This window comes from Kitasatospora sp. NPDC127111, from assembly GCF_042677465.1.
Classification (GTDB): Bacteria; Actinomycetota; Actinomycetes; order Streptomycetales; family Streptomycetaceae; genus Kitasatospora.
Map to the genome: position 1 here is coordinate 95,073 of NZ_JBHXTG010000014.1, position 26,249 is coordinate 121,321.

Consider the following 26,249-nt stretch of genomic DNA (forward strand, 5'->3'; position numbering starts at 1 on the left):
CGCGTCCTCGGCGTGCCGTAGGCGGCGGCCGTCGTCGACCCTTCGACGGGCCGCGGTGACGGGGGCCGGCTTGCCCCGGTGGCGGGAGCCGGTGCGTGCGTGCTTTCGGTCACGTCGGGCTGAGTGGGAGTCAGTCGTTCCCGTTGCCGAGGGTGAGCTGGCGGCGGTGGAAGTCGAAGTGCTGGGTGGGGTAGCGGTAGAGGTCCGCCAGGGTCATGAAGTCTTTGAAGAACGGATCCCACCGGACGGGGTAGTGCATGCCCCGAGCGAGATCGGCCTCGGTCTCGGCCGCGAGCCGCCGGCACAGGGAAGCGACGACGCGGTCGAACGCCGCTCCCGTCCGATGCCGCCCGAACAGCTTCACCGCCCCGGTGGGGCCGATGTAGTTGGCGAAGTCGAACGGCACCGTGGCGGCATCCAGCAGCCGCGCGAACGCCTTGCCGACGCTGCGGGGAAGCCGTCCGAAGAACCGCACCAGGAGGAGCAGCACCCTGGTGATGATGTAGCCGAAGAGCATGTGCCACAGCAACTGCTCGTTGGTCCACCGGGTGCCGAGCGTCGGTCGGGCGAGGTCGGCTCCGGTCGCGGTGTCGAGGAGGCGGTGGAAGGTTCTGCCGGCGCGCTGGTACTCGTCGTATACGGCTTGCCGGTCCATCGGTCGCGCGTTCGTCATGGCGGGCCAGTTCTCGCTCGGAGTCCGGATGCTCCCGGGCTCTGGTGATGCCCGCCTTGGCGCCGGAAATGCTTCTGCGGGCCCCTGGGCGGAGACGGTCGCAGGTGCCCGTTCAGGTTGCGATGCCGCGGACACTCATGGGGCGTGGAGACCGACCCAGTTGCCGCATCCGAGCAGAGAGCCTTGATGTCTGCTTGCTCCTCCCCGGTGAGAGGCGGCTCAGTGTCGGGGTTGCCCGGGAGGGACGCTACGCGCCGTTCACCTGTGGAGCAGGGCCGTTCGGGCCGCCCGGTGGGCCCGACGGTCTCTGCTGCCGGGAGCCATGGAGGCGCATTGTTGGAGCTGAGGGGCTGGTTGGCCGCACTGGTTCGGGATGGCGATCGTGATGATGTGGTGGGACGGGAACGGGTGGGGCTGGGGCGGCTGGTTCATGATGGCCGTGATGATGATGCTCTTCGGTGGGCTGACCGCCGGCGTGGTCGCGCTCGTCCGGTACACCGCCGGGCCCCGTCGGCCCGACCTGCCGGGTGCGCCGCCTGCGGCAAGGCGGGCCGAGGAGGTGCTCGCGGAGCGGTTCGCCCGCGGGAAGATCGAGTACCGGCGGCGCCTGGCGGTCCTGCGGGAGCGGAGGTGAGCGCGCCGCGCCTGCGGGGCGGCCGGCTGGTGGCGCTGCTGGCGACGGCCGCAGTGGCGCTGGGCATCGCGACGACCGGGCTGCTCGCGGCGGCCGGTGCCTTCCGCGGCCCGGCTTCCGCAGCGCGGTGCACTGTCCCGGCGCTGCCGGGGCGGGTGGTTGACGTGACGACGGCCGACATGGGCCGGGGCATGATGGGCGGCGCTGGCCCGTACGGCATGGGAATGATGCGGCTGTCGACGAGCCCGGCGGCGGTCGGGGCCGGGACGGTGTCGCTGCGGGTGTTCAACGCGGGCGCCCGCCCGCACGAGGTGGTCGTGCTGCCGTTGCCGGCCGGGCAGGCCACCGGTCAGCGCGCCATCGGCGCGGACGGTGAGGTCGACGAGTCGGGCGCCGTCGGCGAGGCGTCGCGCAGCTGCGGCGCCGACTCAGGGGACGGCATCGCCTCCGGTGCGACCGGCTGGACCACGCTGACGATGCAGCCGGGCCGCTACGAGCTGCTGTGCAACCTGCCCTGGCACTACGCGGCCGGCATGTACGCCGAGCTGGATGTCACCGGGCGGTAGCCGCCTCCCCGGCCGGGCGGCGCTGGCGCAGGGCAGGACAGCGGTGATGACCTGGTCGGCCATGAGGGTCCGGTTGGTTGGTTTGCGGGAATTCTGATTCTGGAGGTAGGCCGGAGGCTGTCGGGAGCGAGGTGGCACGGATGCTCGATCTGTCGTCCAGGTTGTCGGGGCTTCCGGCGGTTCGGGGACGGGCGCCGTGGCCGGACCACGAGGCGCCGTCGGCCGGCCCGGGCTGTACGGGTGTCAGGTGCGCGGGTGGGTCTCGTACATGCGCGCCGCGACGAGAATGCCGGAGGCGGCGGTGAGGGCGGCCACGGCCCAGACGGCGGCGGTGAGGCCGTAGGCGTCGGCGAGGACGCCGGCGAGGACGGCGCCGACGGCGAACCCGCCGTCGCGCCACAGCCGGTAGACGCCGACCGCGCGGGCCCGCCAGGCGGGGTGGGCGACGTCGCCGATGACGGCGAGCAGGGTCGGGTAGACCATGGCGGTGCCGGCGCCGAGCAGCACCTGGGCGGTCGCCCAGACCGGGAACGTCGTGGTGGCGGCGACCAGGCCGATGGCGGCGGCCTGCAGCAGCATTCCGCCGGTAATGAGGTGCTTGCGGCCGATGCGGTCGGACCACCAGCCGGTGAGGATCTGGCCCAGGCCCCAGACGGCTGGGTAGAGGGCGGCAAGCAGGCCGATCCGGGCGATGGACAGGCCGTGCGCGGCGTACAGGAGCGGGAAGATGCCCCAGGCGAGGGCGTCGTTGAGGTTGTTGACCATGCCGGCCCAGCTGGCGGAGGACAGCGCCTTGTCGGTGAGGCTGGTGAGGCGGGCGATCTGTCCGGTGGTCAAGTCGCCGTGGTGGCCGGGGTTCTTCGGCACGGGGTGTCGGGCGGCTTCGGCGCGGGCGTGCTCGCGGGTCTCCTTCACCGCGAGGACGGACAGGCCCAGCCCCAGGGCCGCGTAGGCGATGCCGAGGAAGAACGGCTGTGGCCGCAGACCCCAGTGGGCGGCGATGGCGCCGGTAGCCATCGCGGTGGCGGCGAGGGCGCCGTAGCCGGCGGCCTCGTTGAGGCCCATCGCGAGGCCGCGCCGGGCGGGGCCGACCAGGTCGATCTTCATGATGACGGTGGTGGACCAGGTCAGGCCCTGGTTGACGCCGAGCAGGACGTTGGCGAAGACGACCCAGCCCCAGGAGGGCGCCCAGATCAGCAGCAGCGGTACCGGCAGGGCGATCAGCCAGCCCGCGACCAGGACCGGTTTGCGGCCGTAGCGGTCGGACCACGCTCCGGCGAAGAAGTTGGTGGCGGCCTTGGTCGCGCCGAACGCAACGATGTAGGTCAGGGCGGCGGTGTATGCGGACAGGTGGAACGTCCGGTCGGCGAGCAGCGGCAGGACGGTGCGCTCCTGGCCGAGCATGCCGCCGACCAGGGCGTTGACCGCGACCAGCAGGGAGAACTGGGCCAGGTTCGCGCGCAGGCCCAGCCGGAGGGGGCCGTTCGGGGTGGTGGGTGCGGCGGTCGGGACGGTCATGCGCCGTCCTCCAGGCTCTGGCCGGTCGCCTTCACCCAGTCGTCCGCGCCGCCGGCCAGGACGGCGAGGTCGCGGGCGCCGGTGCGGGCCAGCAGGCTGGCGGCGGTCATCGCGCGCTCGCCGTGACCGCACATCACCACCGCGCCGTCGGCGGCGCCATGGGTGTGGGCGGCGAGCGCACCGAGCTCTACGTGGGCTGCGCCGGGGATGTGGCCAGCGGCGTACTCGGTGCCCTGGCGGACGTCCAGCACCGGGCGCTCCCCGATCTGCTCGGCCGTGACCAGGCGGATCGTCCCGGTGGGGCCGCCGTCGGCGCGCCAGGCCTCCATGCCGCCCGCGAGCTGCCCGGCGAGCCGGTCGTAGCCGATCTTTGCGGCCTGCCAGACCAGCTCCGCCTGGTCCTGACCGGGGCCGAGCACGAAGACGAGCGTGGCGTCGTCGGGCAGCAGCCAGCCGAGCCACGTCGCGAACGCCGGCCGCAGCGGATTCGAGACCGCACCCGGGATGTGGTCGGCGGCGAACTCGGCGACCGGGCGGGCATCGACCAACCGCGCGCCGACCGCGATCAAGGAACGGACGGCGGCCGGGGCCAGTGGTTCCAGCGCCGGCGCGGTGGTCAGGACGGCCGGGCCCCGGCGGTTGATCTCGCCGAGGCGGTCGAAGTACGCGGGGTAGGAGCCGAGCGATCCGAGCAGTCGGCGGACGAAGGTGTCCTCGTCGGGGGCGGCGAGCAGGTCGTTGGTGGCCTTCTGAGCGCCGATGGTGGTGGTGCGCTCGCTTCCGGGCGGGGCGGAGCAGAACGAGCCGGCGCCGTGGGTGGGCCACACCGCCGTCGCATCCGGGAGCTCGGTGAGGCGGCGCAGCGAGCGGTACTGGGCGCGGGCCAGCTCCTCGGCACGCTCCGCCCCGAGGAGGTCGGTGCGGGCGGCGGAGCCGACGATCAGCGACCCGCCGGTGAACACGCCGAGCTCCCGGGCGCCGTCGAGCAGCAAGAACGACAGGTGCTCGTCGGTATGGCCCGGGGTGGCCAGCGCCCGCAGGGTGAGCCCGCCGAGGTCGACCTCGTCGCCGTCGGCGAGCGCGGTGTGGGGGAAGGCCCGGCGGCCGGCAGCCGAGGCGAGCACGGCGGCCCCGTCGCCGGCGGCCAGCTGGAGGGCGCCGGTCAGGAAGTCGGCGTGCAGGTGGGTGTCGGCGGCGAACGCCACTGTCAGGCCTCGCTGCCCGGCCGCTTGGCGCAGGGACCGCAGGTCCCGGGAAGCGTCCACCGCCAGGGCGCGGCCGTCGCCGAGGTCGACCAGGTAGGCGCTGTTGCCCAGCCCGTCGTCGACCAGGGGTATCAGGTGCTCGGCGGCGAAGCTCACGGCGTCCTCCAGGATGGCAGGGGTCGGGGTGGCATCCCCGCCCGGCTACTCATACAATATTCCATGGATTCATGGAGGATGCCATGGGAGACCCCACCCGCAAAGCACAGCTGTTCGACGCCCTTGCCCAGACCGGCAAGGCCCTGTCGAACGGCAAGCGCCTGGAACTGCTCGATCTGCTCGCCCAGAGCGAGCGCAGCGTCGACGCCCTCGCCAAGGCCGCCGGGCTCGGCCTGACCACCGCCTCCGCGCACCTGCAGACCCTCAAGCAGGCCGGACTCGTCACCACCCGCCGCGACGGCGTGCGCATCTACTACCGCCTTGCCGGCGACGACGTCGCCGCCCTGTACGCACTCCTGCAGCAGGTCGCCCGCACCCACCGGGCCGCCACCGGCCAGGCCCGCACCGCCTACCTCGGCTCCGACGACACCGACCACCTCACCCGCGAACAGCTCCTGGAACGCGTTAAGGCCGGCACCGCCACCATCATCGACGTCCGCCCCGCCGAGGAGTTCGCCGCCGGCCACATCCCCGGCGCCCTGTCCATCCCCCTCGACCAGCTCGAAGCCCGCCTCGCCGAACTCCCCGACAGTGTCGAGGTCGTCGCCTACTGCAGAGGCACCAACTGTGTGCTCTCCCACGACGCGGTCCGCCTGCTCTCCGGCAGCGGCCGCCAGGCTGCCCGCCTGGCCGACGGCATGCTCGAATGGCGTCTGGCCGACTATCCCGTCGAGGCCGGGGCCGCGTGACCCGGGCCCGCGGTGCCGAGGGCGGACCGCTGCTGGTCGACGGCACCGGGATGCTCTGCGTCACCCTCCTGCTGCACCTGCGTAGGCGCTCCTCCACCCGTAGGCGGGGCCGGCGAGCCGTGGCCGACCGCCGTGCCCATACCGGCACCGTAAGTCCGGCAGCGATCGGCCGCGAGGGCCGACAGGCCCACAGCGCACGGGGCCACCTGCCTCTCGGCCCACCCCTGACCCGGGCAGCAGCATGGAGGGGAATCGCGCTGGGGCGGTGGCGTCGATTCGGCAGCCTCGAACAGCGGAGCCCCCGCGGCCCGGGCCAGCATCAGCACGCCGCGCAGGCCGTGTTCCGGAGTGCCGATCGGCACCGCCACCGCCGGACCCAGGCCCGCCCAGCGGGGCGGGCCTGCCGTGATCCGAGGGTCCTTCTGGACATCGGTGCTTGTTACCAGCGCGCCGGGTCGCGCGGCGGCCCCGACGAACGAGCCCTCCAGGGGCAGCACCAGGCCTCGGTGCTCCCGTTCCCCCAGACCGACGGCGATCTGCACCAGGAGCTCGTCGGATCGTCCCATGGCGTTCGCGTGCTCGCGGGCGAACGCTGGAAGAAGGGCGCGACGGCGCAGGTCGCCCCGCACCAGCGATTCGAGACGGGAGTGGATCGGACATGAAGGCGCTGACCTACCACGGACCGGGCCGCCGAACCTGGGGAGAGGTCCCCGACCCGACCGTCCGCGATGCTGAGGACGCCGTCGTCCGGGTGGACGCAGTGACGATCTGCGGCACCGACCTGCACATCCTCAAGGGTGATGTCCCAGAGGTGAGCGAAGGCCGAGTCCTCGGCCACGAAGCGGTCGGAACAGTCGTCGAGACGGGCCCAGGGGTGCGGACCACAGCCGTGGGCGACCGCGTGCTGGTCTCGTGCATTTCGGCCTGCGGCCGCTGCCCGTTCTGCCGTTCGGCCGCCTACGGGCAGTGCACCGGTGGCGGAGGCTGGATCCTCGGCCACCTTGTCGACGGGACGCAGGCCGAGCTCGTCCGCACCCCGTTCGCGGACAACTCGCTCCACAAGCTCCCCGACGGGGTGACCGATGAGGCGGCCCTCCTGCTCGCCGACATCCTGCCCACCTCGTACGAGGTCGGGGTGTGCAACGGCCGGGTCGGCCCTGGCGACACCGTCGTCATTGTCGGAGCCGGGCCGATCGGCCTCGCCGCGATCACCGCCGCCCGCCTCTACAGTCCCGGCAGGATCATCGCTGTCGACCTCGCGCAGAGCCGCCTCGACGCGGCGAAACGGGTCGGCGCCGACGAGGCCGTCAACGCCGGAGACGTGGACGCGGACGCCATTCGGGCCCTCAGCCCCGACGGGCTCGGCGCCGACGTCGCCATTGAGGCCGTGGGCATCCCGGAGACCTTCGAACTGTGCACGCGAGTGGTCCGCGCCGGCGGGCGGGTGGCCAACGTCGGCGTCCACGGCAGGCCCGCCACCCTCCACCTCGAGGAGCTCTGGATCAAGAACGTCACCATCACCACCGGACTCGTCGACACCCACAGCACTCCGCTGCTGCTCGACATGCTCGCCGCCGGACGCCTGGACGCCGGCGGCCTCATCACCCACCGCTTCGGACTGGACGAGATGCAGGACGCCTACGACGTCTTCGCCGACGCTGAAGCCAGCGGGGCGCTGAAGGTCGCCCTCTTCCGCACCTGAACGGGCCTCAGCCCGCGCGAGGAGGAACCACCGTGAACCGCCGAGCCGATCCCAGCACACCTGTCGCACCCCCACCGAACCCCGCGGACGTCGTCCGACGCATCGCCGAACGGCAGGGCCGACTTGAACTCACCGAGGAAGCACTCGCTCGACGGGCCGGCATGGCTCCCACCTACCTACGTCTCCTCCTGACGGCGGGGACGGACTTCGACCCCGCGAGCCTCCTGCGCATCGCCGCCGCGTTGGACCTCACCTACCAGGAACTGCTCGAAGGCCGCAGTGACCCGCCGCCAGGACAAGGGCCGGCACCGGCACGCCCTGCGCTGGTCCACCTCACGATCCCTGAATGCTGGGACAGGCTCGGATCGAAGGGAGTCGGTCGGATTGCACTGCCAGCCGAGCCGGGCCCGATCGTCCTCCCGGTCAACTACGCCGTCGATGCCGGAACCATCGTCTACCGCACCGACCCCAACGGCGCCGCGGCGCCCACGCCAGGGACGACGGTGTCCTTCCAGGTCGACCACGTCGACGACCACCTGAGCACGGGATGGAGCGTCCTCATCACGGGCGCCGTAGAGCACATCGACGACGTCGACGCCATCCAGCGACTCGAGACGGAGCAGCGGGCGGAACCGTGGGCCGGCGGAAGCCGACCGCTTTGGGTGCGCATCCAGCCGGACACGATCAGTGGTCGGCGCATCGGCACCATCGGCCCGGACAGCCACCTGCACTGATCCGATGACGTCCGAGTTGTCGTACCCACGCCCAGCAGCCGAGTAAGGACGCACGGAGATGTCAGCCCCTGCCCGTCCGACACCAGCCACCACCACCGCCTGGATCGTCGACCACACCGCGCCGGCCGCCGAGGGACCACTGCGCCTGGTTGAACGCCCATTGCCTGCGATCGGAGCGGGTGACCTACTCGTCGAGGTCGTAGCCTGCGGCCCGAGCGGAGGAAGCCCGTCGACTGGCTCTCGATCTCGGCGCGGCCTCCGCGGGTGGCGCGTACGACGCTCCGCCGGAAGCCCTCGACTCGGCGATCCTCTTCGCTCCGGTCGGCGACCTCGTCCCTGTCGCGTTGGCGGCGCTTGACCGAGGCGGAACCCTCGCCGTCGCCGGCATCCACCTCACCGACATCCCAACCCTGAACTACCAACAACACCTCTTCCAGGAACGGAACCTGCGCAGTGTCACCGCCAACACCCGTGCAGACGGCCTCGCCTACCTTGCCGAGGCCACCCGCCACCGACCCACCGTTCATGTCCAGCCCTACCCCATGGACCAGGCACCGACGGCCCTCGCCGACCTGGCCGCCGACCGAATCACCGGTGTTGCCGTCCTGATGGCCGACTGAGGCCCGGCGACCCCGATCTCCGCGGTGCACCCGAGGAACGCTCAGGCAGCGATCAGCTCCTTCCGTAGGTCCTCGGGGAAGAGAAAACTGAGGGAGTTCCGGCAGATGTAGGCCTTCACCTTGGACTTCAGGAGGAGCTGCCGCTGGCCAGCGATATCGCTACTGGCCCACTCCGAAGCGAACGTCGATCCAGTGGGGCGCAATGTCCTGGGGCTCACGTGCGCCGCTTGCGCCGCAGTCTTGCGACGTTCTGCCAGCCCGTTGATACGGCGAAGATACTCCTCCTTCCCGCCCTCGTACTCGTAGAGGCCCATGTCCTTCTCGGCCCGGATATCCGTCATTGCCCTGGATATGGATTCCACTGTCTCGCTGTTATCCAGAGGAGTACCGGGTGGTATGGGCTCGACGACCGGAACGGCCGAGAACAGCTGGGCGACGATGGCGTTGAACTGCTCCTCGACGAAGTCCATGGGGGCTGCAGTGTTACACCGTTTCGCGGAACTGCCGGCGGTGACGCCACACCGGTAGTACCCGTACTCCGTTCCTCCCACCCGGTTTATCCAGCGGTAAGCCACATGTCCACACTTGGCGCAGAAGACCGAGCCAAGGTACGGATAGGACTCATTCACCCGCTTCTTTCGAGTGGGGCGTGTCGCCTCGAGAACCGCTTGCAGGAGCTGCCACTCATCTGGAGTGAGGATCGCGTCGGCGGCCCGAACGGGATCTCCTTGCGCGTCGTAGACAATCCTGTGGAATCCCGTGGACCCGCCGGTCATCTTCAGGCCGAGGCAGGCGGGCGAGGTGAGGATCTTCCCGATCGACGCAGGATTCCACCGGGCCGGCGTGACGGGTAGGCCGTTCTGCAGCCGGATCCAGTTCCGCGGTGTCGGCACTTCTCGCTGGCTCAGCCTGCGGGCCATCTCGCTCTGCGATATCCCGGTGATGGCCCAGCCGTACATCTCCCGGACGATGGCGGACGTCACCGGGTCGATCTCAAGAACCTTCCCGCCACTGTCCAGCGGGACGACCCGGTACCCGTAGGGCGGTCGGCCGCCGGCCCAGCGACGTGTCCCCTTGAGGAAGCGGTGGGCATCCGCGACGCGTGCGGATATCTTCCGTGCCTCCATTCGGGCGAATACGGAAGCCATGTAGGCCATCGCCTCCCCCAGATCGCTGGAGAGGTCGAATGTGTCATCGACGAAGATGAGGTTCTTGCGGTGCTCGTCGCACCAGCGGATCATGTCCGAAAGGTCGGCCGGACTTCGGACGATCCGATCCAGTTTCCAGAAGATCATGACGTCGAACTCGTGGTGGCGATTCTTCATCCAATCGCCCAGCTGTGGACGATCGATCGGCCGGAACTTCGTGGCAGAGACGTCCAGATCCTCGGCGTAGCCGACGATTTGATAGTCCTTCATCTGGGCCATGAGCCGGCCCTTTTCGCGCTGGCGCGCCGGCGACGTACTTTCATCGGTGGCTACCGACAGCCGGACTCCGATCAGGGCGCGCTTGCGCGGTTCCATGCTGCATTCCACCCATGCGAACGAATGAGATGCACACCGATCGGTGGGCACATGCAGAGTGTTCGTGGTGGATGGCTCGACGTATCGAGCCGATCTTGTGCTATGGGGGCCGCCGCTGCAGTGGCGTGAATCCGTGAACACTCAATGCAGAGTGCTGGCTCTATTCTCCGGAGTCGGAGGGCCCACCGTGGCGTCCGGCGCGTTGGTCGTTGTCCCAAGCCGTTGGGCCGTCGGCCCCGTCGACGTTTCGATCCGCACCTCGGCGGTGGGTTGGGTGAATGGCGACCGCCCTCGGTTGAACGGTGACGGATGAGATTCCGGACGTTCGCGACAGGACGATCGGCGGCGTAGCGGGGTCGGTCCACTCCAGGGCGGCATTGCGGGTGCCGCCCTCCTCGACCAGTTCCCGTAGGGCGCCTTGCAGCGGATCCTCACCGTAGTTGAGTCCGCCCGCCGGGTAGCCCCAGTTCTGGGTAGGACATCGTCCGGACGGCGGCGTAGCAGCATCACCCGTCAGGCCGGGTTGCGGACCACGGTCCCGCCGGCGAGCTTGTCGAAGCCATCATCCACCGCCTGGCGGGCCAGCAGGTCGTAGTTGATCACGAAGCGTGCTCCTTGGGCTCCAGGAGACGGTCATCGGCGTGGTGGGGCGGGCAGGTCGAAGCGGCCTATGCGCGGACTGGGGGTGGGAAGGATGTGCGGCCGGGTCGGAGGAACCACGGCCGGTGATCCTGACCGCGCGGCTTCGAGGTGCTGCCGCACTTCGGCAGAGCCCTGGAGCAACAGTGCGTGAACCGCACTGACCGACCGGGAGTCAGCCCAGACCCCGGTGCCCGGCGCTGCGAACCACCGCAGCTCGATCCCGGCGCCAGCGAACCGACCCGGTTCGACATACCGACTACCGCCGGTACCGCACAGGTAGGTGTCCGCGCCGACCGCCCGGCACAGGTCCACCAGCCGCTGGGTGCGGCCGGCCCCGGCCGGCAGCTCGCTGCTGCGAACCACCTGGCCGGTCCAGCCGAGGGTGTCGAGGAGCAGCATGGTGGACGCCTGGGTGATCTCGGCGGTCCGGTCGGTCACGTCGAACAGGTCGAGCATCGGGCGCAGCTGCTCCGCGAACAATGGCCAGAACGGCGACGCCCGGTACTGCTCCCGCAGGACGCCTTCCACCCGGCGGCGGCTGCCCGCCGGGTTGACCAGGCGGGCGTTCCGGATCAGAGTGGCGCGGCCCGCTGGCAGGTGGGTGGGCAAGGACAACCAGCGGGTGGCCTGGCCGTGCAGGAAGCCGAGGCGGGCACGGTGCTGGTAGTCGCGACGGTTGTGTTGGACGTCGTCCAGCACAATCCACACGTCCGCCGCGAAGATCTTTGCCACCGTGGACAGCCGCGGCAGCAGGTTCGGCTGGTGGATCGCACACACCGGCCCCGCGCTCGCGACGGGCGGCTGGTCAGGCGAGAAGTCGGCTGGTGAACCCAGCATCGATGAGCCGCTGGTAAGCATCGTGTACCCTCTCCGGTACCTCCTGGGCGACGGCGAAGCCGAGCTTCGGGTACTCGATGACCCGCTGGAGGTCACCCACCAGGCTGTCGATCACGAGCTGGTCGTCGCCGATCGATTTCACGTAGTCGTGCAGGTCCATCGGCGTGGACGCGCACACCGCGTCCACCTCGGGCCACACCTGGCGGCACGTGGCGTAGGCCCGCCGCTCCATGTACGGCATGGACACCAGCAGCACCGACGACACGACCATCCCGGCGTCGGCCAGCATCTGGCGGGAGAAAGCGATGTTCTGCCCGGTGTTGCGGGCCTTCGGTTCGATCAACACCGCGTTCTCAGGCACTCCGAGGGAGATGGCGTGCTCGGCGAAGTGCACGGCCTCACCTCGCGGGAAGTGGTCCGGCCGGGACGGGTTCGGCCCGCCGGTGAACACGATCTGCTTCACCAGGCCGCGCAGGAACAGGTCGGCGGTCTCGGCCGCCACTCCGAGGTCGTGGGAGCCAAGCCCGATCGCGACGTCGCACGGCCGCGGATCGTGGCTCATCTGCTGGTAGTCCCAGAGCAGCGCGGTGTCCGCCCACTGCTGGTCTGTGATCTCGCGCTTCGTCGTTGTCACGTAACTCTTCTCTCCTGATTACCTGAACTTGGTGTTCCCACCTCCTCGTTCGAAGCCCTTGCGGATGCCTTCGATGCTGCGGAGTTGGTGGCTCATACCGTACGTGGCGGCCGTGGCCGCCGCTTTACCGAGCGCCGCAAGTCCTTCATCGACGGTCGCCCTGTCGGACAGCAAGACATGCCCGTGTGCGGTGGCCAGCCGCACTTGGTGCAACGGCGACGTGCCGCCGCCGGCCGACTGCGCCACCGAGATCAACCGCGTGGCCTCCCCGAGGTTCCCGGCGCCGCGGTGCGCGAGTGCCAGCTTCTGGTGCGCAGTCGCCCAATCTTCCTGCTCATCGACCGCCTCGAACCCCCGGATCGCCGACGCCATCAGCGGCATCGCCTCCCCATGGAGACCCTGTTTGTCCAGCGCGGTGCCCACCCACAGCTGCGCCCGGAGCTGGTCCCGGCCGCTCAGCCGCCCGTCGCGGGACAGCTCCTCGTAGCGTGACGCGGCACCGCGAAGGTCACCGGACATCTCCGCGATGACCGCCAGCGATAAGTCCAGCTGCGCGACCCGGCGGGGGATACCGAGCTGGTTGAACACCACCTTCGCGTCCGCGTAGGACCGCGCTGCCGACCACGGTCCGAGTAGCACCCCCCGGTCGCGCTGCAAGTCGCCGGCCAGAGTCGTCGTCCGTGCGAACAGGTAGAGGCCCCGGTCATCCAGCTCCCCGGGCGACCACCGCGTTCGCCACCGTTCGAGCAGGTTGGACGCGGCCGTGAAGTCCTGTCGGCTTGCCGCGGTGATGGCGCGCTCGATGTCCTCGGTCCACGTCTCGTAGTCCCACGCGTGGGGACCGCTCTGGACGACGGCGACCGTGGAGCGACCGGACCGAGACAAGATCGCTTCGAACCGCAGCACCCCAGCCGGGTCGAGGCGACTGAGCGCCGTGTCCAAGATCGCCTGCGTGTCCGGGCGCGGCCGCGTCTGGGCACCCAGCCGCTCCCAGTTCGTCACCGTGCGCACCGCCACACCCAGCTCAGCGGCGAAGCCGCGCACGCTCCTACGGCTAGCCTCCCGCAGGGCCCGCGCCTCCACCCCGGTCCACTCACCCACCGGCGCCATGACCACCTCCTGGCTCGGCGACCATCGAAGCACCCCGCGACCTGGCTGTGCGTCAAAACTGCCACGCAACTGCCACGCTAGGTGCTCCCGCCGACGGCCGCGCTGCGGCAGTCTCGACTTCAGCGACGAAGAGCGATTCATCTGCCGGGAGGAGAGGCGACGAAGTGCTGACCGAACAGCGGGCCATCCCGCCGCCGCGCGTCATCGGGCTCCTGCGAAGCCCGGGTGCCGGGACGCCGGGGCGGAAAGCGGCGCTCTCGGATGTCCTGCGAGAGTTCTGTGGCTTCCGGGAGTTGAACCTCGTCGAAGTGATCACCAATGACGGTGCCGGCCTCGACGACGTGGTCGCTCGGATCACCCGAGAGGACGATTTGTACGCCGTGGTCCTGCCCACGGAATCGCACCTGGGGGTCAGAACGGACGCCGCCCGGCGCCGTCGGCAGATTGTCGGCGCGGGCATCCGGCTGGTGATAGTGCGCGGCCGAACGGCAGGGTAGTCGCCGAAATGCCGAGGGCCGTGCCTCAGCTACCCGGCCGGTGACCTTCCTCAGAGGATGTTCCACAGCATCCCGGCATCGGCGCGGCGAAGTCCGTCGATGCGTTGCCGGACCTCCGCCAGGGTGTTGCTTCCGGCGGGCGCCCGCTTGGCGTTCGTCGTCACCATCCGAAGCTCGCGGAGATCACGGAGGACCGCGTAGCCGTCCCACGCGGTGACGTCGAAGCCGTACCTGTCTACGAACGCCTCGTAGTGGGCCCGACCGTACCCGAACCTCCGGCAGTGGATCTCCACTGTCACGAGATCGAGTTCGGGCGCGCCGAAGCACGCAGTGTCCCAGTCGCACAGCACGGCGCCGCCACCGCAGTGCAGCGCGTTCCGATGCTGCGGATCACCCTGCAGAAGACCGGGTTTGAGCAGGTACTCCACGCTGTCGAGAGCCGATTCGAGTGCCGACACGCGCTCGCTGAGAAAAGCGAGATCAGCAGACGGCAGTGCCACCGTGACGCCGATGGAGCGCCGGATGGCAGCGACGGTGTCAAGCAGGCGGACCCCGAAAGGAGGATGGGGAAGTTGATGCAGGGCGCGCAGAGGCTCGGCGAGGGAGACCGCCGGCACGGGTCGCTGGGGCTGGGGGAGATGCCGCCAGAAAGTGATGGCGTGCTGCCCGACCACAACCGGCTGCTCAACGGGCAGCAGCTCGACGGTGGGGAATTCCAAGTCCATCAACCACCGAACCAGCTCGACGGTCCGGCAGACATCGTCAATCGCCGTCCCCGCTCTGGCGACCTTGGCGACGGCGCCAGCAGACGCCAACAGGTAGACGGCGTTGGTGTGGCCTCGCAGCAGCTTGGCGTCGGCCGCGTCGATGCCGACTCGACGGCAGGCGGTTTCGAGGACGGCGAACACCTCGGACTCGGCGAATCCGCCGATCCGGGTTCCCGGAACAGTCATACCCGTAAGGCTGCCGGTACGGAGCCGATCCTGTCACATCCGGCTGGCGGGCAGGGCGAGGAGTTCACCGAGCTGCCGAGCCGCACGAGTCTCGCGGACCTTGACTGGCAGTATGCGGATCACCTCCATGGTGCGCACGCCCAGGATCTCCGTCCGCAGCTCCTCCGGAACCTCCAGATAGGTGCTGCTGGCGAGCTGGCACGCCTCCTCGGCACTCCGCTGGTGGACCATGCACATCGCTTCTTCGAGCCGGAGCAGTGCGGGGTCGATGCCGGTCCGATCGGGGTACAGCGCCAGCGCCTCCTGCTGCACGCGAAGTGCTTCCTGAACCTCACCAAGGGCGGTGAACGCGCCCGACAGGTAGAGCAGCAGCCGACGCCGGGGAAACGCCCACGCATCGTCATCGGGACCTGCCGGGGCACGCTCGAACAGATCGAGTGCTTGGCTGATGGCGGTGCGCGCTGCCTCGCCATCGCCGAGCCTCGCCAGAGCCCGAGCCTCGGCTGCGGCAGCGAAGGCCCCGGTCGACGTGGCCCGGCCGCGATTCAGCAGCCTGGCGTCCCGTGCCAGGCCTGCTGCACGTTCGAGAGGCCCGTAGTAGTACGGCAGCATCGCGGCCTGAACCCGCACGCGGGACCGAAGTTCGATTCCGCCGGCATCATCGGCCGCTGCTCGCGCGGTGCCGTACCACATCCGGGCCTGGTCGAGGCGCCCCAGTTTCATCAGCGCATCGGCCACGAGAGTGGCCAGCACCGCGATCATCTCCGACAGCCGTACCTGGACCGTTGCCGGCTGTCGGTCGCTGGCGAGCAGCCGGACCTCTTCGAGCGTCCGCAGGAGCCGCAACAGCATCTCGGCCGGCGACGCGGAGATGTAGACCCGGCGAAGGTCCATGACCTGTTCGTCCAAGACCTCCAGGTGTGTGGCGCTGGCGGTAGTGCTGGCCAGCGTGCTGTCCAGTGCGCGCCGGTACGCCTCGATGGCCTCGTTGACGGGATCGGCAAGGCCCAGCGCCGTAGGCCCGGGGCTTGCCTGTTGCAGTGGCGCCGGGCGAGCCGGCGGCAGTGCTTGCGTATCCGGATGGTAGGCACCCGCCAGTCCGAGCCCTTGTGCATCTGTCTCGTACAGGCGGCACAGCAGGTCCATGGTCCCGCCGCGAGGCATCCGGCCCTTCTCCCACGCGGCCAACTGGTCTTCGTCCACGCCGGGCTGAGGAATGCCGTCCCGAGCACAAAGCCGACGCAACTCGTCGACCGCGTGACGGAGTGTCCACCCACGGGCAAGGCGATGCGCGCGCAGCCGACTGACACCACAGCACTCGACGATCGCCGCGACCGTCCTGTCCAGCGTCCAGCTACTCGTCGCGGCGGTCGCTCTGATCCGCGCGGCACAGGACGGCTTGTGCGGCATTGGACGACCTCCCTGGGGACCGCAATGCCGTCAGCGTAGTAGGCGAACTCACTGATGGTGAGCCATAAACCGCAACTAGTTACGGGTTTGGGGGCCGGTGAGGACCCAAGGCAGTGAGTTCGGCTCGCAACCCCAACTTCTTCTGATTGCCGGAAGACCGACCATCCCGCGACCCTCTCTGAGCACGCGACGACCTCGCACCATCAACTCGGGCGGGGACCTCGCCGGCTTCGCCCCCAGCCGCACCACCAGACCGGCCCGGAGGATCTGCCATGCACAACGTCATCACCTCATTCACCACCCCCGCCACGCACGCCTGCGTTGGCGGAGTCCGCAACAAGCTCCTCCGCGAACTGAGCGGCCTGCCGCTGACCCCCGACCAGCTGGACACCATGCGTCTCGCGGCGTCGGAGGTCGTCACCAACGCCCTCACGCACGGGGTCGGCAGGGAAGACGCGAGCCAAGACCTGCGGGTCGAGGTCACCGTGGACCGCGCCAGCAGCAGACTGCGCGTCACCGTCATCAACCCGTGCCGCACCCGCCAGATCCCGGCCACCCGGTCCACTGCTGCGACGGACTCGAACGCGGAGTCGGGACGCGGCCTGTTCATTGTCGAGACGATCACCGACGAGATCGGCTCGGAGGTGTTGGCCGGCGACGACGGGAAACTCCTGCGTGCAGTCTGGTTCGAACTCAACGTCACCCTTCCCGCGAGTTCCAGCCTCGCCGCGAGCACCGCGGACCAGGACGTCCATCGCCCACACGACGTGCTGTCCGCGCGCAGAGAGACGTCCGTCCAGAGGGCGGCGGGGTGCCTGGTCCGGCTTCCCCGTCGGATCAACGCGCGCAGGTGGCCCCCACCCTGGCAGCCACTGACCGGCGGGCCGCCTGAGCCATCCGGGCAATCCGGCCTTCAGACCGCTGGCGCAGCACCCCGGGTCAGGTGGGGGCGGGGGAGCCGAGCGCCAGCCACCTCGACCGCACACCCGTAGCTCGCAGCTTGCCCCGTATCAGTGGCGAGCCGCACGAACTCCCGCAGCGGCAACCAACCGGCGACACAGACCTACAAGTTGCCCGGCCAGAACCTCTCCGCCCTCCACGCGGAGAACTACCGAAAGTATGGAGATGAACAACAAGACCTCGCCCAGCCACGCCGTAGTGATCGCGTCCGGTGGGCTCGACAGCACCACCGTCGCCTACTGGCTCGTCGGCCAGGGAAGCAAGGTCACCTTGCTGTCCTTCGACTACGGCCAGCGCCACCGCACCGAATTGGAGTACGCCAGCCGCATCGCGAAGCACCTCCAGGCCCCGCACGAGATCGTGGACCTCAGCGGGCTCGGCAAACTGTTCACTGGCTCCGCCCTCACGGACCCCGCAGTCCCCGTTCCGGACGGCCACTACACCGCGGACAACATGCGCAGCACCGTCGTGCCGAACCGCAACACGATCATGCTGTCGATAGCGGTCGCCGCGGCGGTCTCCGCCAGTGCGGACGCGGTCGCCTTCGGTGCCCACAGCGGTGACCACGCGATCTACCCGGACTGCCGCCGCGAGTTCTTCGACCAGTTCGAGGCCGTCACCCGGGCCGGGAACGAGGGCTTCCTCGCAAACGAGTTCCAGCTGCTGGCCCCGTTCATCGGCCTGACGAAGGCCGACATCGTCGAGACGGGCCAGGCGCTGGGAGTCCCGTTCGCTGACACCTGGTCGTGCTACCGGGGCGGCGAGGTGCACTGCGGGACCTGCGGCACCTGCACCGAGCGCATCGAGGCGTTCTCCCTGGCCGGCGTCGCCGACCCGACCGTCTACGTCCGCCCGGAGGTAGGGGCGTGACCGCGCTGAGGGGGAGGTACCGGATCGGCAAGAGGTTCCGGTTCGAGGCCGCGCACCAGCTGTCGGGCCTGCCCGCGGGGCACCAGTGCGCTCGGATGCACGGCCACTCCTACGAGGCCGAGTTCATCCTGACCGCCGACCAGCTGACGGGACCCGGATTCGTCAGCGACTTCGGCGACCTGGCGCCGGTCAAGGCGATGATCGACAGCGTCCTCGACCATCAGGTCCTGAACGAGGTGCTGCCCGATCTCGTGCCGACCTCGGAGAACCTGGCCGCCTACCTGGCCGGCTGGTTCGTGGAGAACGTCGAGCCCGGCGTGCCCGGCCGCCTCGCCGCGGTGCGGGTCTCGGAGACCGCGAGCAGTTGGGCGCAGTTCGAGGTAGAGCGGTGAGCGCGACCGTGGCCGTGCCCATCGGCAGGGGCCTGCTCGTTGCCGAGTGCTTCGGCCCGACCTTCCAAGGAGAGGGCCCGACCGCCGGACAGGAATCCCTGTTTGTCCGCCTGTCCCGGTGCAATCTGCGCTGCCCCGACTGCGACACTCCGTACACGTGGGACTGGAACCGGTTCGACCCGGCTGAGGTGTCGACCCGTCACAGTGTCGAGGACCTGGCGGCGTGGGTGTCTGCGCGGCTGACCAGCCGGGTAGTGATCACCGGTGGTGAGCCGCTGATCCAGCAGGCCGAGCTGGTGCGCCTGCTGCAACTGCTCCCGGGCCGGCAGGTGGAGATCGAGACGAACGGGACGATCGCGCCGCTGCCCGAACTGGTGGAGCTGGTCGAGGCGTTCAACGTCTCGCCGAAGCTGTCCGGTTTTGCGGCGCCGACGGACCAGCCCATCAGGGGCATGGCGCTTCGCGCCTTGCAGGCATCCGGGAAGGCTCGCTTCAAGTTCGTCGTTAGCGATCTCGCGGAGCTGGACGAGATCGCCGCCCTCGTGGAGGAGTACGGCTTCGGTGAGGTTTGGGTGATGCCCGAAGGGACACGCAGCGGCGTGATCATCGACCGTCTTCGCGCGCTCGCGGACCCCGTGCTCGCCCGCGGCTGGAACCTCGGCAGCCGACTGCACGTGCTGCTGTGGGAGGACGCTCGTGGCCGGTGAGAACAGCACGACGCCCGAGCGGGGCGGTCCTTCCAGCTCCCCGAGGCCGCGCGTGTTGGGTAGCGGCCAAGCGTGTGAAGGGGGGAGCGGGAACCTGCCTGCCACTCGGGCTGTGCCCATCATACCCAACTCCGCTGTCCCGCGCGCCCATTCGCTCATGTCCTTCCTTGTCGACCCCCGGCATCTGCAGCGCGCGGCGCGGGCCTGCATGCGGCGCGGAGGCACGGCGGGGGCCGACGGCATCAGCTGGGCAAAGTTCCGCATCGGGCTGCCCACCCGCCTGGAGGCCATCGCGGAGCAGTTGCGCGCCGGTACCTGGACCCCGGGGCCGGTGCGGGAAGTCGAGATCACCGCCTACACCGGCAAGGTGTTCACCGCCGTGATCCCCACGACGGAGGACCGGGTGGTGCAGCGGGCCATGCGCAACGCCATCGAACCGGTTCTGGAGCAGCGGGCGTTCGCCGACTGGGTGTCCGGTTATCGCGCCGGCCGTAACCGGATCACCGCGCTGCGGGACGCGGAGCGGCACCTGAGCGCCGGGTACCGGTGGGTGGCGGACGTGGACGTGCGCCAGACCTCTGCCGGGTCGAGCGCCGCCGAGGTGACCGACTGGCTCGCCGAGCACGTCGCCGACGGCACCTTCCTGCGGTACTTCCGCAGCGTGCTGGAGCCGCTGCCGTACCCGATCGTGCCGGGCACCGCGCTGGCGCCGCTGCTGATCAACCTGCGCCTGTCCCGAGCGGACGCCGCCCTCACCGGCCACCGGGTGGTGCGGTTCGCCGACAACTACTGCGTGTTCTGCTCCACCGAGGAGAAGGCCCGCGAGGCGATGACCGCCGTCAGCCAGGCGCTCGCCGGATGCGGACTCCAGCCCCACCCGGACAAGAGTCAGGTCCGCGCCGGGGTGAACGCCGAAGACCTGTTCCTGATTGCCGGATGAAGGGAGACGACACCATGAACCCGGCACTCTCCCGCGAGGTGGCGTGGGTTCCCATCCCAGGGGGGACCTGCCTGTTCGGCGACCGGCAGCGCCAGGTGACGATCCCGGACCTCGAATGGACGGCCGCCCCCGTCACCTTCCACCAGGCCGGACACCGCGGCGGTGACCTTCCGCTGACCGGCGTCGTCCACGCGCAGGCGGCGCACCTGGCCGCCGAACTCGGCGGGCGGCTGCCCCGCTCCTCCGAGTGGGAGTGGGCCGCATCCGGAGCCGACCGCAGGCCCTACCCCTGGGGCAGCGAGGAACCGACGCCTCACCTCGCCAACCTCCGTGGCGGCCCCGGCCGGACCACGACGGTGGCCGCCTACCCTGACGGTGCGACCCCCGAAGGCTTGCTCGGCATGGCCGGCAACTGCTGGGAGTGGACCTCCACACCGACCATCGGCGGCGGCTTCGTGATCCGCGGCGGCTCTTTCAACTCACTGTCGCTGTATGCCCGCTGCACGTTCCTCAACGCCGCGCCGGCCGAGCTGGCCTCCGCTGGCATCGGCGTGCGGGTGGTGAGGGCAGCATGAAGTGGGACCTGCTGATCGCGGGCTGCTCCCGCCGAAAGGCGCCGGACCGCAGGCCCCTGCCCGCGCTGGAGAGGTACACCGGCGGGATCGCGCCGCACCTGCTGACCCGGTTCGGCGGCCACCGGCATGCCCGAGAGCGCATCCGATTCCTGTCGGCCGAACACGGCCTGATCGGCGCGGACGCGATGCTGGCGCCCTACGACCGGCAGCTGACACCCGCCCGCGCCGAGGCGCTTCGCCATCTGGTGAGTGAGCAACTGGAGCAGGGGTTCCAGACCTTCGGCGTCCCGGATCGCGTCCTGCTGGTGCTTGAACCCGCCTACCTTGTCCCGCTCACCGACCTGCTCGCCCTCCCCGAGCGGCCCGCCCTGCGCTGGGTCCACGACCCACGCGGCTGGGCCGAGGCCGCCGCCGTCCTCGACGAATGGAGCTGGCCATGACCGCTACCACGCTCGCAGAGCTCTTGAAGGCACGTACCAATGACCACAGTTGGCTTACCGCCGCCTTCCACGGGCGCACCGGACTCGGCTGGCACCAGCCCACACCGGCGACCGCCGCTGAAGGCCGTGCCCTGTCGGTCGTGATCCCCGCCCACAACACCGCCTACGCCCTGCCCGCAGTGCTGGACGCGCTCAACGCACAGGACACCGCCGGCGAAGTGGAGGTCATCGTCGTCGACGACGCATCCACCGACGCGACCTTCGACGTCGCCAGGCGGCACCCGGCGGTCACCACTGCCGTCCGCCTCGCCAGCCGCTCCGGCTCGGCAGGCGCACGCAACGCCGGAGCCCTCCTCGCCCAGGCGGAGAACCTGCTGTTCCTCGACTCGGACATGGTGCTGCCCCGCCACGTCCTCGCGGACTTCGCCGCCCGCGCACGGCCCGAGACCGTTCTCACCGGCTTCCGCCACAACCTTCCCCACCAGAACACGCCGTGCGGCCCGGTGATCCCCGACCGGCCGCCACAGCTGTCCGCCGACCACCGCGTCACCTGGACCCCGCCGACCAACACCGTGCTGCCGTACTCCGGCCTCACCCTCACCGAGAAGCTGGACGGCCGGCCACTGGATGCCACCGACGACTTCCAGAACCTCGGCCACGGCCGCTTCTACTACGACTGGGACCTGCCCAGGATGGCCGTCACCGCGCTCCTCGGCGTCCCGCGCGACCGATTCGTGGACGTCGGCGGCTTCGACCCCGAGTTCGGCCGCCTCGGCTGGGGCATGGAGGACACCCACCTCGGCGCCGCGCTGATCGCCGCACGCTGCCTGGTCGTCCCACTGCGCCAGGCCGTCGGCTATCACCTCGACCCGCAGGACGCCGACGCCCAGTGGCTGACCAAGCTCACCGCCTGGCCCGCCACCCTCGCCCACTACCGGCACGTGCTCGCCCAGGCCGCCCCCACCGGGCGAGGCCGCACCTTCACCACCGCCACCGAGACGCTCCTCCACGATGCAGAGGTGATCACCCGATGATCCGCACCTTCGCCGCCGCTCCCATCGACGGCTACACCGTCGTCCACGACCCCGTCGTGGGCAGCAATCACCTCAGCCCGACTCCGCTGCCCGCCGGCCGCGTTGACCTGGACGAGCTGCACGTCGCCGCCTGGCCCGAGCCCAAGCTCAGCCAGCTCAACCCGCCGGCGCCGCTGAGCATGTGCTACTCGCTGATCGTGCGCTGCAACCTCGCCTGCCCGCAGTGCCTCGACGACAAGACCGTCCGTGAGTCCACCGCGGAGGAACGCCAGGCCATGGCCCGGTACATCGCCGAGTCCGGCATCCTCGGCGTGGACCTGTCGGGCGGCGAGCCGCTGCTGCTGCGCGATCTGCCCGACGTCGCCCGCGCCATCCGGGCCGGCGGCCGGACGGTGGTCAGCTGCACCACCAACGGCTGGCACCTCGCCCGCCGCGCCGCCGAGCTCGCGCCCGTCCTCGACGGCATCCGCATTTCCCTGGACGGGGCCACCGAAGCCACCCACGACCACTGGCGCGGCGACGGCAGCTACAGCCGCGCGATCTCCGGCACCCGCGCCGCGATCGACGAGGGCCTGCGAGTCCAGTTCCAGATGGTCCTGATGCGCGACAACCGCCACGAGGCGCAGGAACTTCTCGACCGTGCCGCCCAACTCGGCGTCGGCGGCGTCACGTTCCTGCAGATGCTGCCCATCGGTGACGGCAAGAGCATCGCCCAGCAGCAGATGCTCACCGACGACGAGGCGACCGAGACCGTCGCCAACCTGCACGTCCCCGACGGCCTGCGGCTGCGCCTGCGGACCCGCGCGAAGGCTGACGGCTTCACCGTGCTGCGCGCCGACGGCAATGCCTGGCGCAACACCGGCGGCGCGACCGCCATCACCGTCCAGATCGCCGTCACAGGCCCGCAGGACCTGTGCCTGCCCACCACCGAGAGCGCCGCATGACCACAAGCCCGCCCCAGCGGACGTTCACCCGGACCGCACCGTACGCGCCGACCATCTACCAGTGCTTCGACGCTGCCCGGCTCCTGGCCGAGTCCAAGGTCGGCTCTGCGCCGCCCGTCAGCGCGGTCATCGGCATCGCCAACGGCGGCCTCAAGCCGGCCGCCGTGATCGCCGAGTACCTGGGCGTCCCGCTGCACACCGCCACCGCCCGGCACAACACCAGCAACGAGCCGTGGCAGCAGGCCACCGGCCACGTCACCGTGGCCTTGCCCGCCGACCTGCCCGCCGCTCTCGATCGCACCGTCCTGCTCGTCGACGACATCGCAGGGTCCGGCGCCACCTTCAATGCCGTCGCCACGGCCCTCGCACCCCGGCTCGCGGTCGGCTCCGCGGTTCGGACGCTCGCGCTGTGCCGCAACATCGGCTGCGCCGAGGGCCCCGACCGGTGGATCTGGGACGTCGACGACTGGGTGGTCTTCCCCTGGGAGACCCCGCACACCGGCGAAACCCGCCGCCTCCCGGCACCGAGGGAGGTACGCACGCCGTGACCCCGAACCCGACAGCCGCGGACAGGGCCGCCTCCTCCCACGGAGTGCTGCTGGTCCTGCTCTCCTGGGCGCCCGATGCACCCGCCGGGATCGAAAGGGCCACCGCCGCCCTCGCCGTGGGCCTCACGCAGGCCGGGCACCGGCCCGTCATCGCCACCGCCGCGACCCAGCCCGCAGGGCCCGCCCCGTTGCCGGGCGTGGCTATCGAGCGCCTGGACCTGACCGGAGTGACTTTCCCCTGCAACGACGCGGTCCTGCGACACGCCGTCACCTGGCAGGACGGCTCGCTGGCGCGACAGATCGGCGAGCTGATCACCCGCCACTGCATCGACACCGTCCTGTTCACCGACGCCCTGTGGGGCCTCGGCCGCCTGCGCGGCCACCTCCCGCGGCACGTGCGCCGCGTCCTCGCCGCCCACGTCCGCCCCGCCACCCTGGACGCCGGCCCGGCGATGGCCCGCGCGCACCACGTCATCGTCCCCTCCGCTGTCGTCCGTGACGAACTCGCCACTTGGAGGTCGGAGAACGTCACCGTGGTGCCCAACGCCCTGCTCGCCCAGCCCCCGATCGCGCCGCCAGGGCCCGATCGCCGAGCGGAACTTCGCTGCGGCGGCCCCATCCGGGTGCTGGCCCGGCTCGGCGCAGAGAAGGGCGTCGCCGAACTCCTCGAAGCCGCCGCCGGATGGGACCGCCCGTTCGAAGTCGCGCTCGCCGAAGCGGGCTTCGAGGACACCACAGGCTCGCAGGCCGCGCTGCTGGAGCGGTGCCAGGCGCTGGCCGCTCGGCACGCGCACGTACGGCTGCGCGGCGCGCTCCCATGGAAGGAGGTCCTGCCATGGCTGGCGGACGCCGCCGCGGTGATCGTGCCCAGCCACCGCGAGACGTTCGGCCTGGTCGCGTTGGAGGCCATGAGCGTCGGCACGCCCGTCATCGCCTACCGGGTCGGCAACCTGCCCGCCCTCATCGATCCGACCCGCTACGGCGAACACCTGCTCGTGCCCCGCGACGCCGGTCCCGACGCTCTCCACGAGACGGCACGAACCCTCCTGGTAGATGACATACTGTACGCCGCGACTACACAGGCCGTGTACCGGCGGGCGATGGACTTCGACCCTCACCGGATCGCCAACCTTCTCCTGGAGGCGATCTCGTGATGCCCGCAACCGCCACCGCCCCGGCGCCGCTGCTCCTCGTCGACGGCTTCAACGTGCTGTGGGCCGGAACGTTCGGCTTCCCCGCCGAAATCCGCTCCCGCGACAAGACCCGTGAACTGACCGGCCTGTTCGCGTTCTTCGCCCTGCTGCGCGCCACGATCCGCGACGACCTCGACGTGGACCCACCAGAGGTCGTCGTCGTCTTCGACGGCGAGCACGGCAGCGCCGACCGGGCTGCCGAGGACCAGGACTACAAGGCCAACCGGGAGAGCACCCCCGAGGCCCTGAAGCCCCTCCAGTTCCTCGCCGACGTGAAGAGGGGCCTCGACCTCCACGGCATCCGCTGGGTCGAACTCCACGACCAGGAAGCGGACGACGTCATTGCCACTCTCGCCACCCGGGCCGCCCCCGCACGGCCGGTGCGCATCATGTCCCGCGACGCCGACTACTACCAGCTCCTCACCGAGGAAATCCGGATCATCAACCGCAGCCGCAAGGCCACCCGGAGGCTGATCACCACGCAGGAAGTCGTCGAACGCTACGGCGTCACCCCTGCGCAGTGGCCGGCGTTCAGAGCCCTGACCGGCGACAAGGCCGACAACATCACCGGCGTGCGCGGCATCGGCCCCAAGGTCGCCGGCCAACTCCTCCGCGAGAACTTGCCGCTGCATGACCTTCCCGCGTCCGGACGGCTCACAGGCGCCAAGGGCGACGCGATCACCGCAGCCTGGGCGGACGTGATGCGCTGGCACGCAATGATCACGATGACGCGGGACCTCGACGTGCCGATCATCCTGACCGGCCGTCCCAGCCCCCAACTTCCCCGGCCCGCCGACGTGGTCGAGAAGCTGGAGTTGTGGTGAGTGCCCCCGTCCCGGGCTCGATTTTGGGCCTTTTCGCGCACCCCGACGACGCCGAACTGTGGTGCGGCGCAACCCTGGCCCACCACGCGGCCCACGCCACCGTCACCGTTGCCGTGCCGCACCGAGACGCGGAGCGCGACGCCGAGGCGGTTGTCGGGGCCGCGATCCTCGGCACCGAACTCCGCCAGCTGCCCGCACTCGACGCCACAGCGGTCTACGACCTGCTCATGCAGATCCGGCCGGAGATCGTCATCACCCATCCGGTGAACGACGTCCACCCCGAGCACCGGTCCGTCGCCGCAGCGGTCCTCGCGGCGCTACCGGAGCCGGTGATCGTCACCGGCTTCCCCCGCAAGGTCTTCACCTGCGACACCTACAACTCGCTCACCCTGGACGGTCCGGTGCGCGCCGACACCATCATCGACGCGACCGCCACCTTCCCCGCCAAGATGCAGGCCCTGTACGCCCACGCCTCCCAGCCGATCACCAGCCACTTCGGCCCCATGGCCGAAAACCTCGGCAAGCTCTGGGGCGCACGGATCGGCACCGCCTACGCCGAGGCGTTCACCGCCGTGCCGATCCTGGGCCGACTGCCCGCCGCCACCCACCTCTGACCGCACCCTCTCGCCGCCGCGCCCCAGCGCCTGGCCGGCGGCTCC

30 protein-coding genes are annotated in these 26,249 nt (G+C 70.4%); 20 read left to right on the plus strand and 10 right to left on the minus strand.

Features of this window, described 5'->3' with window-relative positions:
• Positions 1–130: 130 nt before the first annotated feature.
• On the minus strand, positions 131–673 hold the full coding sequence (locus ACFVHB_RS12240; protein WP_380319223.1) for a DinB family protein: 543 nt from the start codon (positions 671–673) through the stop codon (positions 131–133).
• A 373-nt stretch (positions 674–1,046) separates the two neighbouring features.
• Here ACFVHB_RS12240 and ACFVHB_RS12245 point away from each other — a divergent pair, with 373 nt between their 5' ends.
• Entirely contained in the window at positions 1,047–1,307 is a 261-nt protein-coding gene (locus tag ACFVHB_RS12245) for a hypothetical protein (RefSeq protein WP_380319226.1), read from the plus strand.
• The gene (locus tag ACFVHB_RS12250; RefSeq protein WP_380319228.1) at positions 1,304–1,873 is read left to right on the plus strand and encodes a plastocyanin/azurin family copper-binding protein; all 570 of its coding nucleotides are present in this window, start codon (positions 1,304–1,306) and stop codon (positions 1,871–1,873) included. Before ACFVHB_RS12245 ends, ACFVHB_RS12250 begins: the two co-directional genes overlap by 4 nt.
• A gap of 243 nt (positions 1,874–2,116) precedes the next feature.
• Here ACFVHB_RS12250 and ACFVHB_RS12255 read toward each other — a convergent pair whose 3' ends face one another.
• Positions 2,117–3,391, minus strand: coding sequence for an MFS transporter (locus ACFVHB_RS12255; RefSeq protein ID WP_380319231.1), 1,275 nt, complete (start codon positions 3,389–3,391; stop codon positions 2,117–2,119).
• On the minus strand, positions 3,388–4,752 hold the full coding sequence (locus ACFVHB_RS12260; protein WP_380319234.1) for a rhodanese-like domain-containing protein: 1,365 nt from the start codon (positions 4,750–4,752) through the stop codon (positions 3,388–3,390). Before ACFVHB_RS12260 ends, ACFVHB_RS12255 begins: the two co-directional genes overlap by 4 nt.
• 83 nt (positions 4,753–4,835) lie before the next feature.
• Here ACFVHB_RS12260 and ACFVHB_RS12265 point away from each other — a divergent pair, with 83 nt between their 5' ends.
• The 4 genes from ACFVHB_RS12265 to ACFVHB_RS12280 all read left to right on the plus strand — a co-directional run bounded on the left by ACFVHB_RS12265 (position 4,836) and on the right by ACFVHB_RS12280 (position 8,557).
• Positions 4,836–5,501, plus strand: a complete 666-nt coding sequence (locus ACFVHB_RS12265) for an ArsR/SmtB family transcription factor (protein WP_380319237.1) — start codon at positions 4,836–4,838, stop codon at positions 5,499–5,501.
• Between the two features lie 658 nt (positions 5,502–6,159).
• Positions 6,160–7,203 carry a zinc-dependent alcohol dehydrogenase family protein gene (locus ACFVHB_RS12270; RefSeq protein ID WP_380319240.1) on the plus strand — a complete coding sequence of 348 codons (1,044 nt, stop codon included), beginning with the start codon at positions 6,160–6,162 and terminating at the stop codon, positions 7,201–7,203.
• Positions 7,204–7,235: 32 nt separating this feature from the next.
• Complete coding sequence (locus tag ACFVHB_RS12275; RefSeq protein WP_380319243.1) at positions 7,236–7,937, plus strand: helix-turn-helix domain-containing protein; 702 nt, start codon at positions 7,236–7,238, stop codon at positions 7,935–7,937.
• 344 nt (positions 7,938–8,281) lie between these two features.
• Positions 8,282–8,557 carry a hypothetical protein gene (locus ACFVHB_RS12280; protein WP_380319246.1) on the plus strand — a complete coding sequence of 92 codons (276 nt, stop codon included), beginning with the start codon at positions 8,282–8,284 and terminating at the stop codon, positions 8,555–8,557.
• A gap of 41 nt (positions 8,558–8,598) precedes the next feature.
• Here ACFVHB_RS12280 and ACFVHB_RS12285 read toward each other — a convergent pair whose 3' ends face one another.
• The 5 genes from ACFVHB_RS12285 to ACFVHB_RS12305 form a co-directional block, all read right to left on the minus strand.
• Positions 8,599–10,080: a recombinase family protein gene (locus ACFVHB_RS12285; RefSeq protein ID WP_380319249.1), complete on the minus strand. Its 1,482-nt coding sequence runs from the start codon at positions 10,078–10,080 to the stop codon at positions 8,599–8,601.
• A 160-nt stretch (positions 10,081–10,240) separates the two neighbouring features.
• Entirely contained in the window at positions 10,241–10,597 is a 357-nt protein-coding gene (locus tag ACFVHB_RS12290; RefSeq protein ID WP_380319353.1) for an NUDIX domain-containing protein, read from the minus strand.
• Positions 10,598–10,713: 116 nt separating this feature from the next.
• Positions 10,714–11,580 (minus strand): WbqC family protein, encoded by an 867-nt coding sequence (locus tag ACFVHB_RS12295; RefSeq protein ID WP_380319252.1) that lies wholly within the window; start codon positions 11,578–11,580, stop codon positions 10,714–10,716.
• Positions 11,528–12,193, minus strand: a complete 666-nt coding sequence (locus ACFVHB_RS12300) for a YdcF family protein (RefSeq protein ID WP_380319255.1) — start codon at positions 12,191–12,193, stop codon at positions 11,528–11,530. Before ACFVHB_RS12300 ends, ACFVHB_RS12295 begins: the two co-directional genes overlap by 53 nt.
• Before the next feature lie 18 nt (positions 12,194–12,211).
• Positions 12,212–13,237 carry a hypothetical protein gene (locus ACFVHB_RS12305; protein ID WP_380319258.1) on the minus strand — a complete coding sequence of 342 codons (1,026 nt, stop codon included), beginning with the start codon at positions 13,235–13,237 and terminating at the stop codon, positions 12,212–12,214.
• Positions 13,238–13,467: 230 nt separating this feature from the next.
• On the opposite strand from ACFVHB_RS12305, the gene ACFVHB_RS12310 reads away from it, so the two are divergent.
• Positions 13,468–13,800, plus strand: coding sequence for a hypothetical protein (locus ACFVHB_RS12310; RefSeq protein WP_380319261.1), 333 nt, complete (start codon positions 13,468–13,470; stop codon positions 13,798–13,800).
• Positions 13,801–13,850: 50 nt separating this feature from the next.
• Here the strand turns inward: ACFVHB_RS12310 and ACFVHB_RS12315 are convergent, their stop codons facing one another.
• Both ACFVHB_RS12315 and ACFVHB_RS12320 read right to left on the minus strand, forming a co-directional pair.
• On the minus strand, positions 13,851–14,753 hold the full coding sequence (locus tag ACFVHB_RS12315; RefSeq protein WP_380319263.1) for a phosphotransferase family protein: 903 nt from the start codon (positions 14,751–14,753) through the stop codon (positions 13,851–13,853).
• A gap of 33 nt (positions 14,754–14,786) precedes the next feature.
• Entirely contained in the window at positions 14,787–16,163 is a 1,377-nt protein-coding gene (locus tag ACFVHB_RS12320) for a helix-turn-helix domain-containing protein (protein WP_380319266.1), read from the minus strand.
• A gap of 272 nt (positions 16,164–16,435) precedes the next feature.
• Between ACFVHB_RS12320 and ACFVHB_RS12325 the strand changes: the two genes are divergently transcribed.
• From ACFVHB_RS12325 to ACFVHB_RS12385, 13 genes are all read left to right on the plus strand, one after another.
• A complete protein-coding gene (locus tag ACFVHB_RS12325; RefSeq protein ID WP_380319269.1) occupies positions 16,436–17,155 on the plus strand; it encodes an ATP-binding protein in 720 nt (239 codons plus the stop codon).
• Positions 17,156–17,288: 133 nt separating this feature from the next.
• Positions 17,289–17,993, plus strand: coding sequence for a 7-cyano-7-deazaguanine synthase QueC (gene queC, locus ACFVHB_RS12330; RefSeq protein ID WP_380319272.1), 705 nt, complete (start codon positions 17,289–17,291; stop codon positions 17,991–17,993).
• Positions 17,990–18,385: a 6-pyruvoyl tetrahydropterin synthase family protein gene (locus ACFVHB_RS12335; protein WP_380319275.1), complete on the plus strand. Its 396-nt coding sequence runs from the start codon at positions 17,990–17,992 to the stop codon at positions 18,383–18,385. Before queC ends, ACFVHB_RS12335 begins: the two co-directional genes overlap by 4 nt.
• Positions 18,382–19,092, plus strand: coding sequence for a 7-carboxy-7-deazaguanine synthase QueE (locus ACFVHB_RS12340; protein ID WP_380319278.1), 711 nt, complete (start codon positions 18,382–18,384; stop codon positions 19,090–19,092). Before ACFVHB_RS12335 ends, ACFVHB_RS12340 begins: the two co-directional genes overlap by 4 nt.
• 157 nt (positions 19,093–19,249) lie before the next feature.
• Positions 19,250–20,032, plus strand: a complete 783-nt coding sequence (locus ACFVHB_RS12345; protein WP_380319281.1) for a reverse transcriptase domain-containing protein — start codon at positions 19,250–19,252, stop codon at positions 20,030–20,032.
• A gap of 14 nt (positions 20,033–20,046) precedes the next feature.
• Positions 20,047–20,607 carry a formylglycine-generating enzyme family protein gene (locus ACFVHB_RS12350; protein ID WP_380319284.1) on the plus strand — a complete coding sequence of 187 codons (561 nt, stop codon included), beginning with the start codon at positions 20,047–20,049 and terminating at the stop codon, positions 20,605–20,607.
• Positions 20,604–21,047 (plus strand): hypothetical protein, encoded by a 444-nt coding sequence (locus ACFVHB_RS12355; RefSeq protein WP_380319287.1) that lies wholly within the window; start codon positions 20,604–20,606, stop codon positions 21,045–21,047. Before ACFVHB_RS12350 ends, ACFVHB_RS12355 begins: the two co-directional genes overlap by 4 nt.
• Entirely contained in the window at positions 21,044–22,081 is a 1,038-nt protein-coding gene (locus tag ACFVHB_RS12360; RefSeq protein ID WP_380319290.1) for a glycosyltransferase family 2 protein, read from the plus strand. The genes ACFVHB_RS12355 and ACFVHB_RS12360 overlap by 4 nt, the downstream gene beginning before the upstream one ends.
• Positions 22,078–23,025 carry a radical SAM protein gene (locus ACFVHB_RS12365; protein WP_380319293.1) on the plus strand — a complete coding sequence of 316 codons (948 nt, stop codon included), beginning with the start codon at positions 22,078–22,080 and terminating at the stop codon, positions 23,023–23,025. Before ACFVHB_RS12360 ends, ACFVHB_RS12365 begins: the two co-directional genes overlap by 4 nt.
• Positions 23,022–23,573 carry a phosphoribosyltransferase gene (locus ACFVHB_RS12370; RefSeq protein WP_380319296.1) on the plus strand — a complete coding sequence of 184 codons (552 nt, stop codon included), beginning with the start codon at positions 23,022–23,024 and terminating at the stop codon, positions 23,571–23,573. Before ACFVHB_RS12365 ends, ACFVHB_RS12370 begins: the two co-directional genes overlap by 4 nt.
• Positions 23,570–24,727, plus strand: a complete 1,158-nt coding sequence (locus ACFVHB_RS12375) for a glycosyltransferase family 4 protein (RefSeq protein WP_380319299.1) — start codon at positions 23,570–23,572, stop codon at positions 24,725–24,727. Before ACFVHB_RS12370 ends, ACFVHB_RS12375 begins: the two co-directional genes overlap by 4 nt.
• Positions 24,727–25,590 (plus strand): 5'-3' exonuclease H3TH domain-containing protein, encoded by an 864-nt coding sequence (locus tag ACFVHB_RS12380; RefSeq protein WP_380319302.1) that lies wholly within the window; start codon positions 24,727–24,729, stop codon positions 25,588–25,590. The genes ACFVHB_RS12375 and ACFVHB_RS12380 overlap by 1 nt, the downstream gene beginning before the upstream one ends.
• Positions 25,587–26,204, plus strand: a complete 618-nt coding sequence (locus ACFVHB_RS12385) for a PIG-L deacetylase family protein (RefSeq protein WP_380319305.1) — start codon at positions 25,587–25,589, stop codon at positions 26,202–26,204. Before ACFVHB_RS12380 ends, ACFVHB_RS12385 begins: the two co-directional genes overlap by 4 nt.
• Positions 26,205–26,249 lie beyond the last annotated feature (45 nt).

Bases quoted from the DNA above. Each gene is read 5' to 3' on its own strand.
- ACFVHB_RS12240 (WP_380319223.1), bottom strand. From the start codon at position 673: ATGACGAACGCGCGACCGATGGACCGGCAAGCCGTATACGACGAGTAC.
- ACFVHB_RS12245 (WP_380319226.1), top strand. From the start codon at position 1,047: ATGGCGATCGTGATGATGTGGTGGGACGGGAACGGGTGGGGCTGGGGC.
- ACFVHB_RS12255 (WP_380319231.1), bottom strand. From the start codon at position 3,391: ATGACCGTCCCGACCGCCGCACCCACCACCCCGAACGGCCCCCTCCGG.
- ACFVHB_RS12265 (WP_380319237.1), top strand. From the start codon at position 4,836: ATGGGAGACCCCACCCGCAAAGCACAGCTGTTCGACGCCCTTGCCCAG.
- ACFVHB_RS12270 (WP_380319240.1), top strand. From the start codon at position 6,160: ATGAAGGCGCTGACCTACCACGGACCGGGCCGCCGAACCTGGGGAGAG.
- ACFVHB_RS12285 (WP_380319249.1), bottom strand. From the start codon at position 10,080: ATGGAACCGCGCAAGCGCGCCCTGATCGGAGTCCGGCTGTCGGTAGCC.
- ACFVHB_RS12295 (WP_380319252.1), bottom strand. From the start codon at position 11,580: ATGCTTACCAGCGGCTCATCGATGCTGGGTTCACCAGCCGACTTCTCG.
- ACFVHB_RS12315 (WP_380319263.1), bottom strand. From the start codon at position 14,753: ATGACTGTTCCGGGAACCCGGATCGGCGGATTCGCCGAGTCCGAGGTG.
- ACFVHB_RS12320 (WP_380319266.1), bottom strand. From the start codon at position 16,163: ATGCCGCACAAGCCGTCCTGTGCCGCGCGGATCAGAGCGACCGCCGCG.
- ACFVHB_RS12325 (WP_380319269.1), top strand. From the start codon at position 16,436: ATGCACAACGTCATCACCTCATTCACCACCCCCGCCACGCACGCCTGC.
- queC (WP_380319272.1), top strand. From the start codon at position 17,289: ATGAACAACAAGACCTCGCCCAGCCACGCCGTAGTGATCGCGTCCGGT.
- ACFVHB_RS12345 (WP_380319281.1), top strand. From the start codon at position 19,250: ATGTCCTTCCTTGTCGACCCCCGGCATCTGCAGCGCGCGGCGCGGGCC.
- ACFVHB_RS12350 (WP_380319284.1), top strand. From the start codon at position 20,047: ATGAACCCGGCACTCTCCCGCGAGGTGGCGTGGGTTCCCATCCCAGGG.
- ACFVHB_RS12355 (WP_380319287.1), top strand. From the start codon at position 20,604: ATGAAGTGGGACCTGCTGATCGCGGGCTGCTCCCGCCGAAAGGCGCCG.
- ACFVHB_RS12360 (WP_380319290.1), top strand. From the start codon at position 21,044: ATGACCGCTACCACGCTCGCAGAGCTCTTGAAGGCACGTACCAATGAC.
- ACFVHB_RS12365 (WP_380319293.1), top strand. From the start codon at position 22,078: ATGATCCGCACCTTCGCCGCCGCTCCCATCGACGGCTACACCGTCGTC.
- ACFVHB_RS12370 (WP_380319296.1), top strand. From the start codon at position 23,022: ATGACCACAAGCCCGCCCCAGCGGACGTTCACCCGGACCGCACCGTAC.
- ACFVHB_RS12380 (WP_380319302.1), top strand. From the start codon at position 24,727: ATGCCCGCAACCGCCACCGCCCCGGCGCCGCTGCTCCTCGTCGACGGC.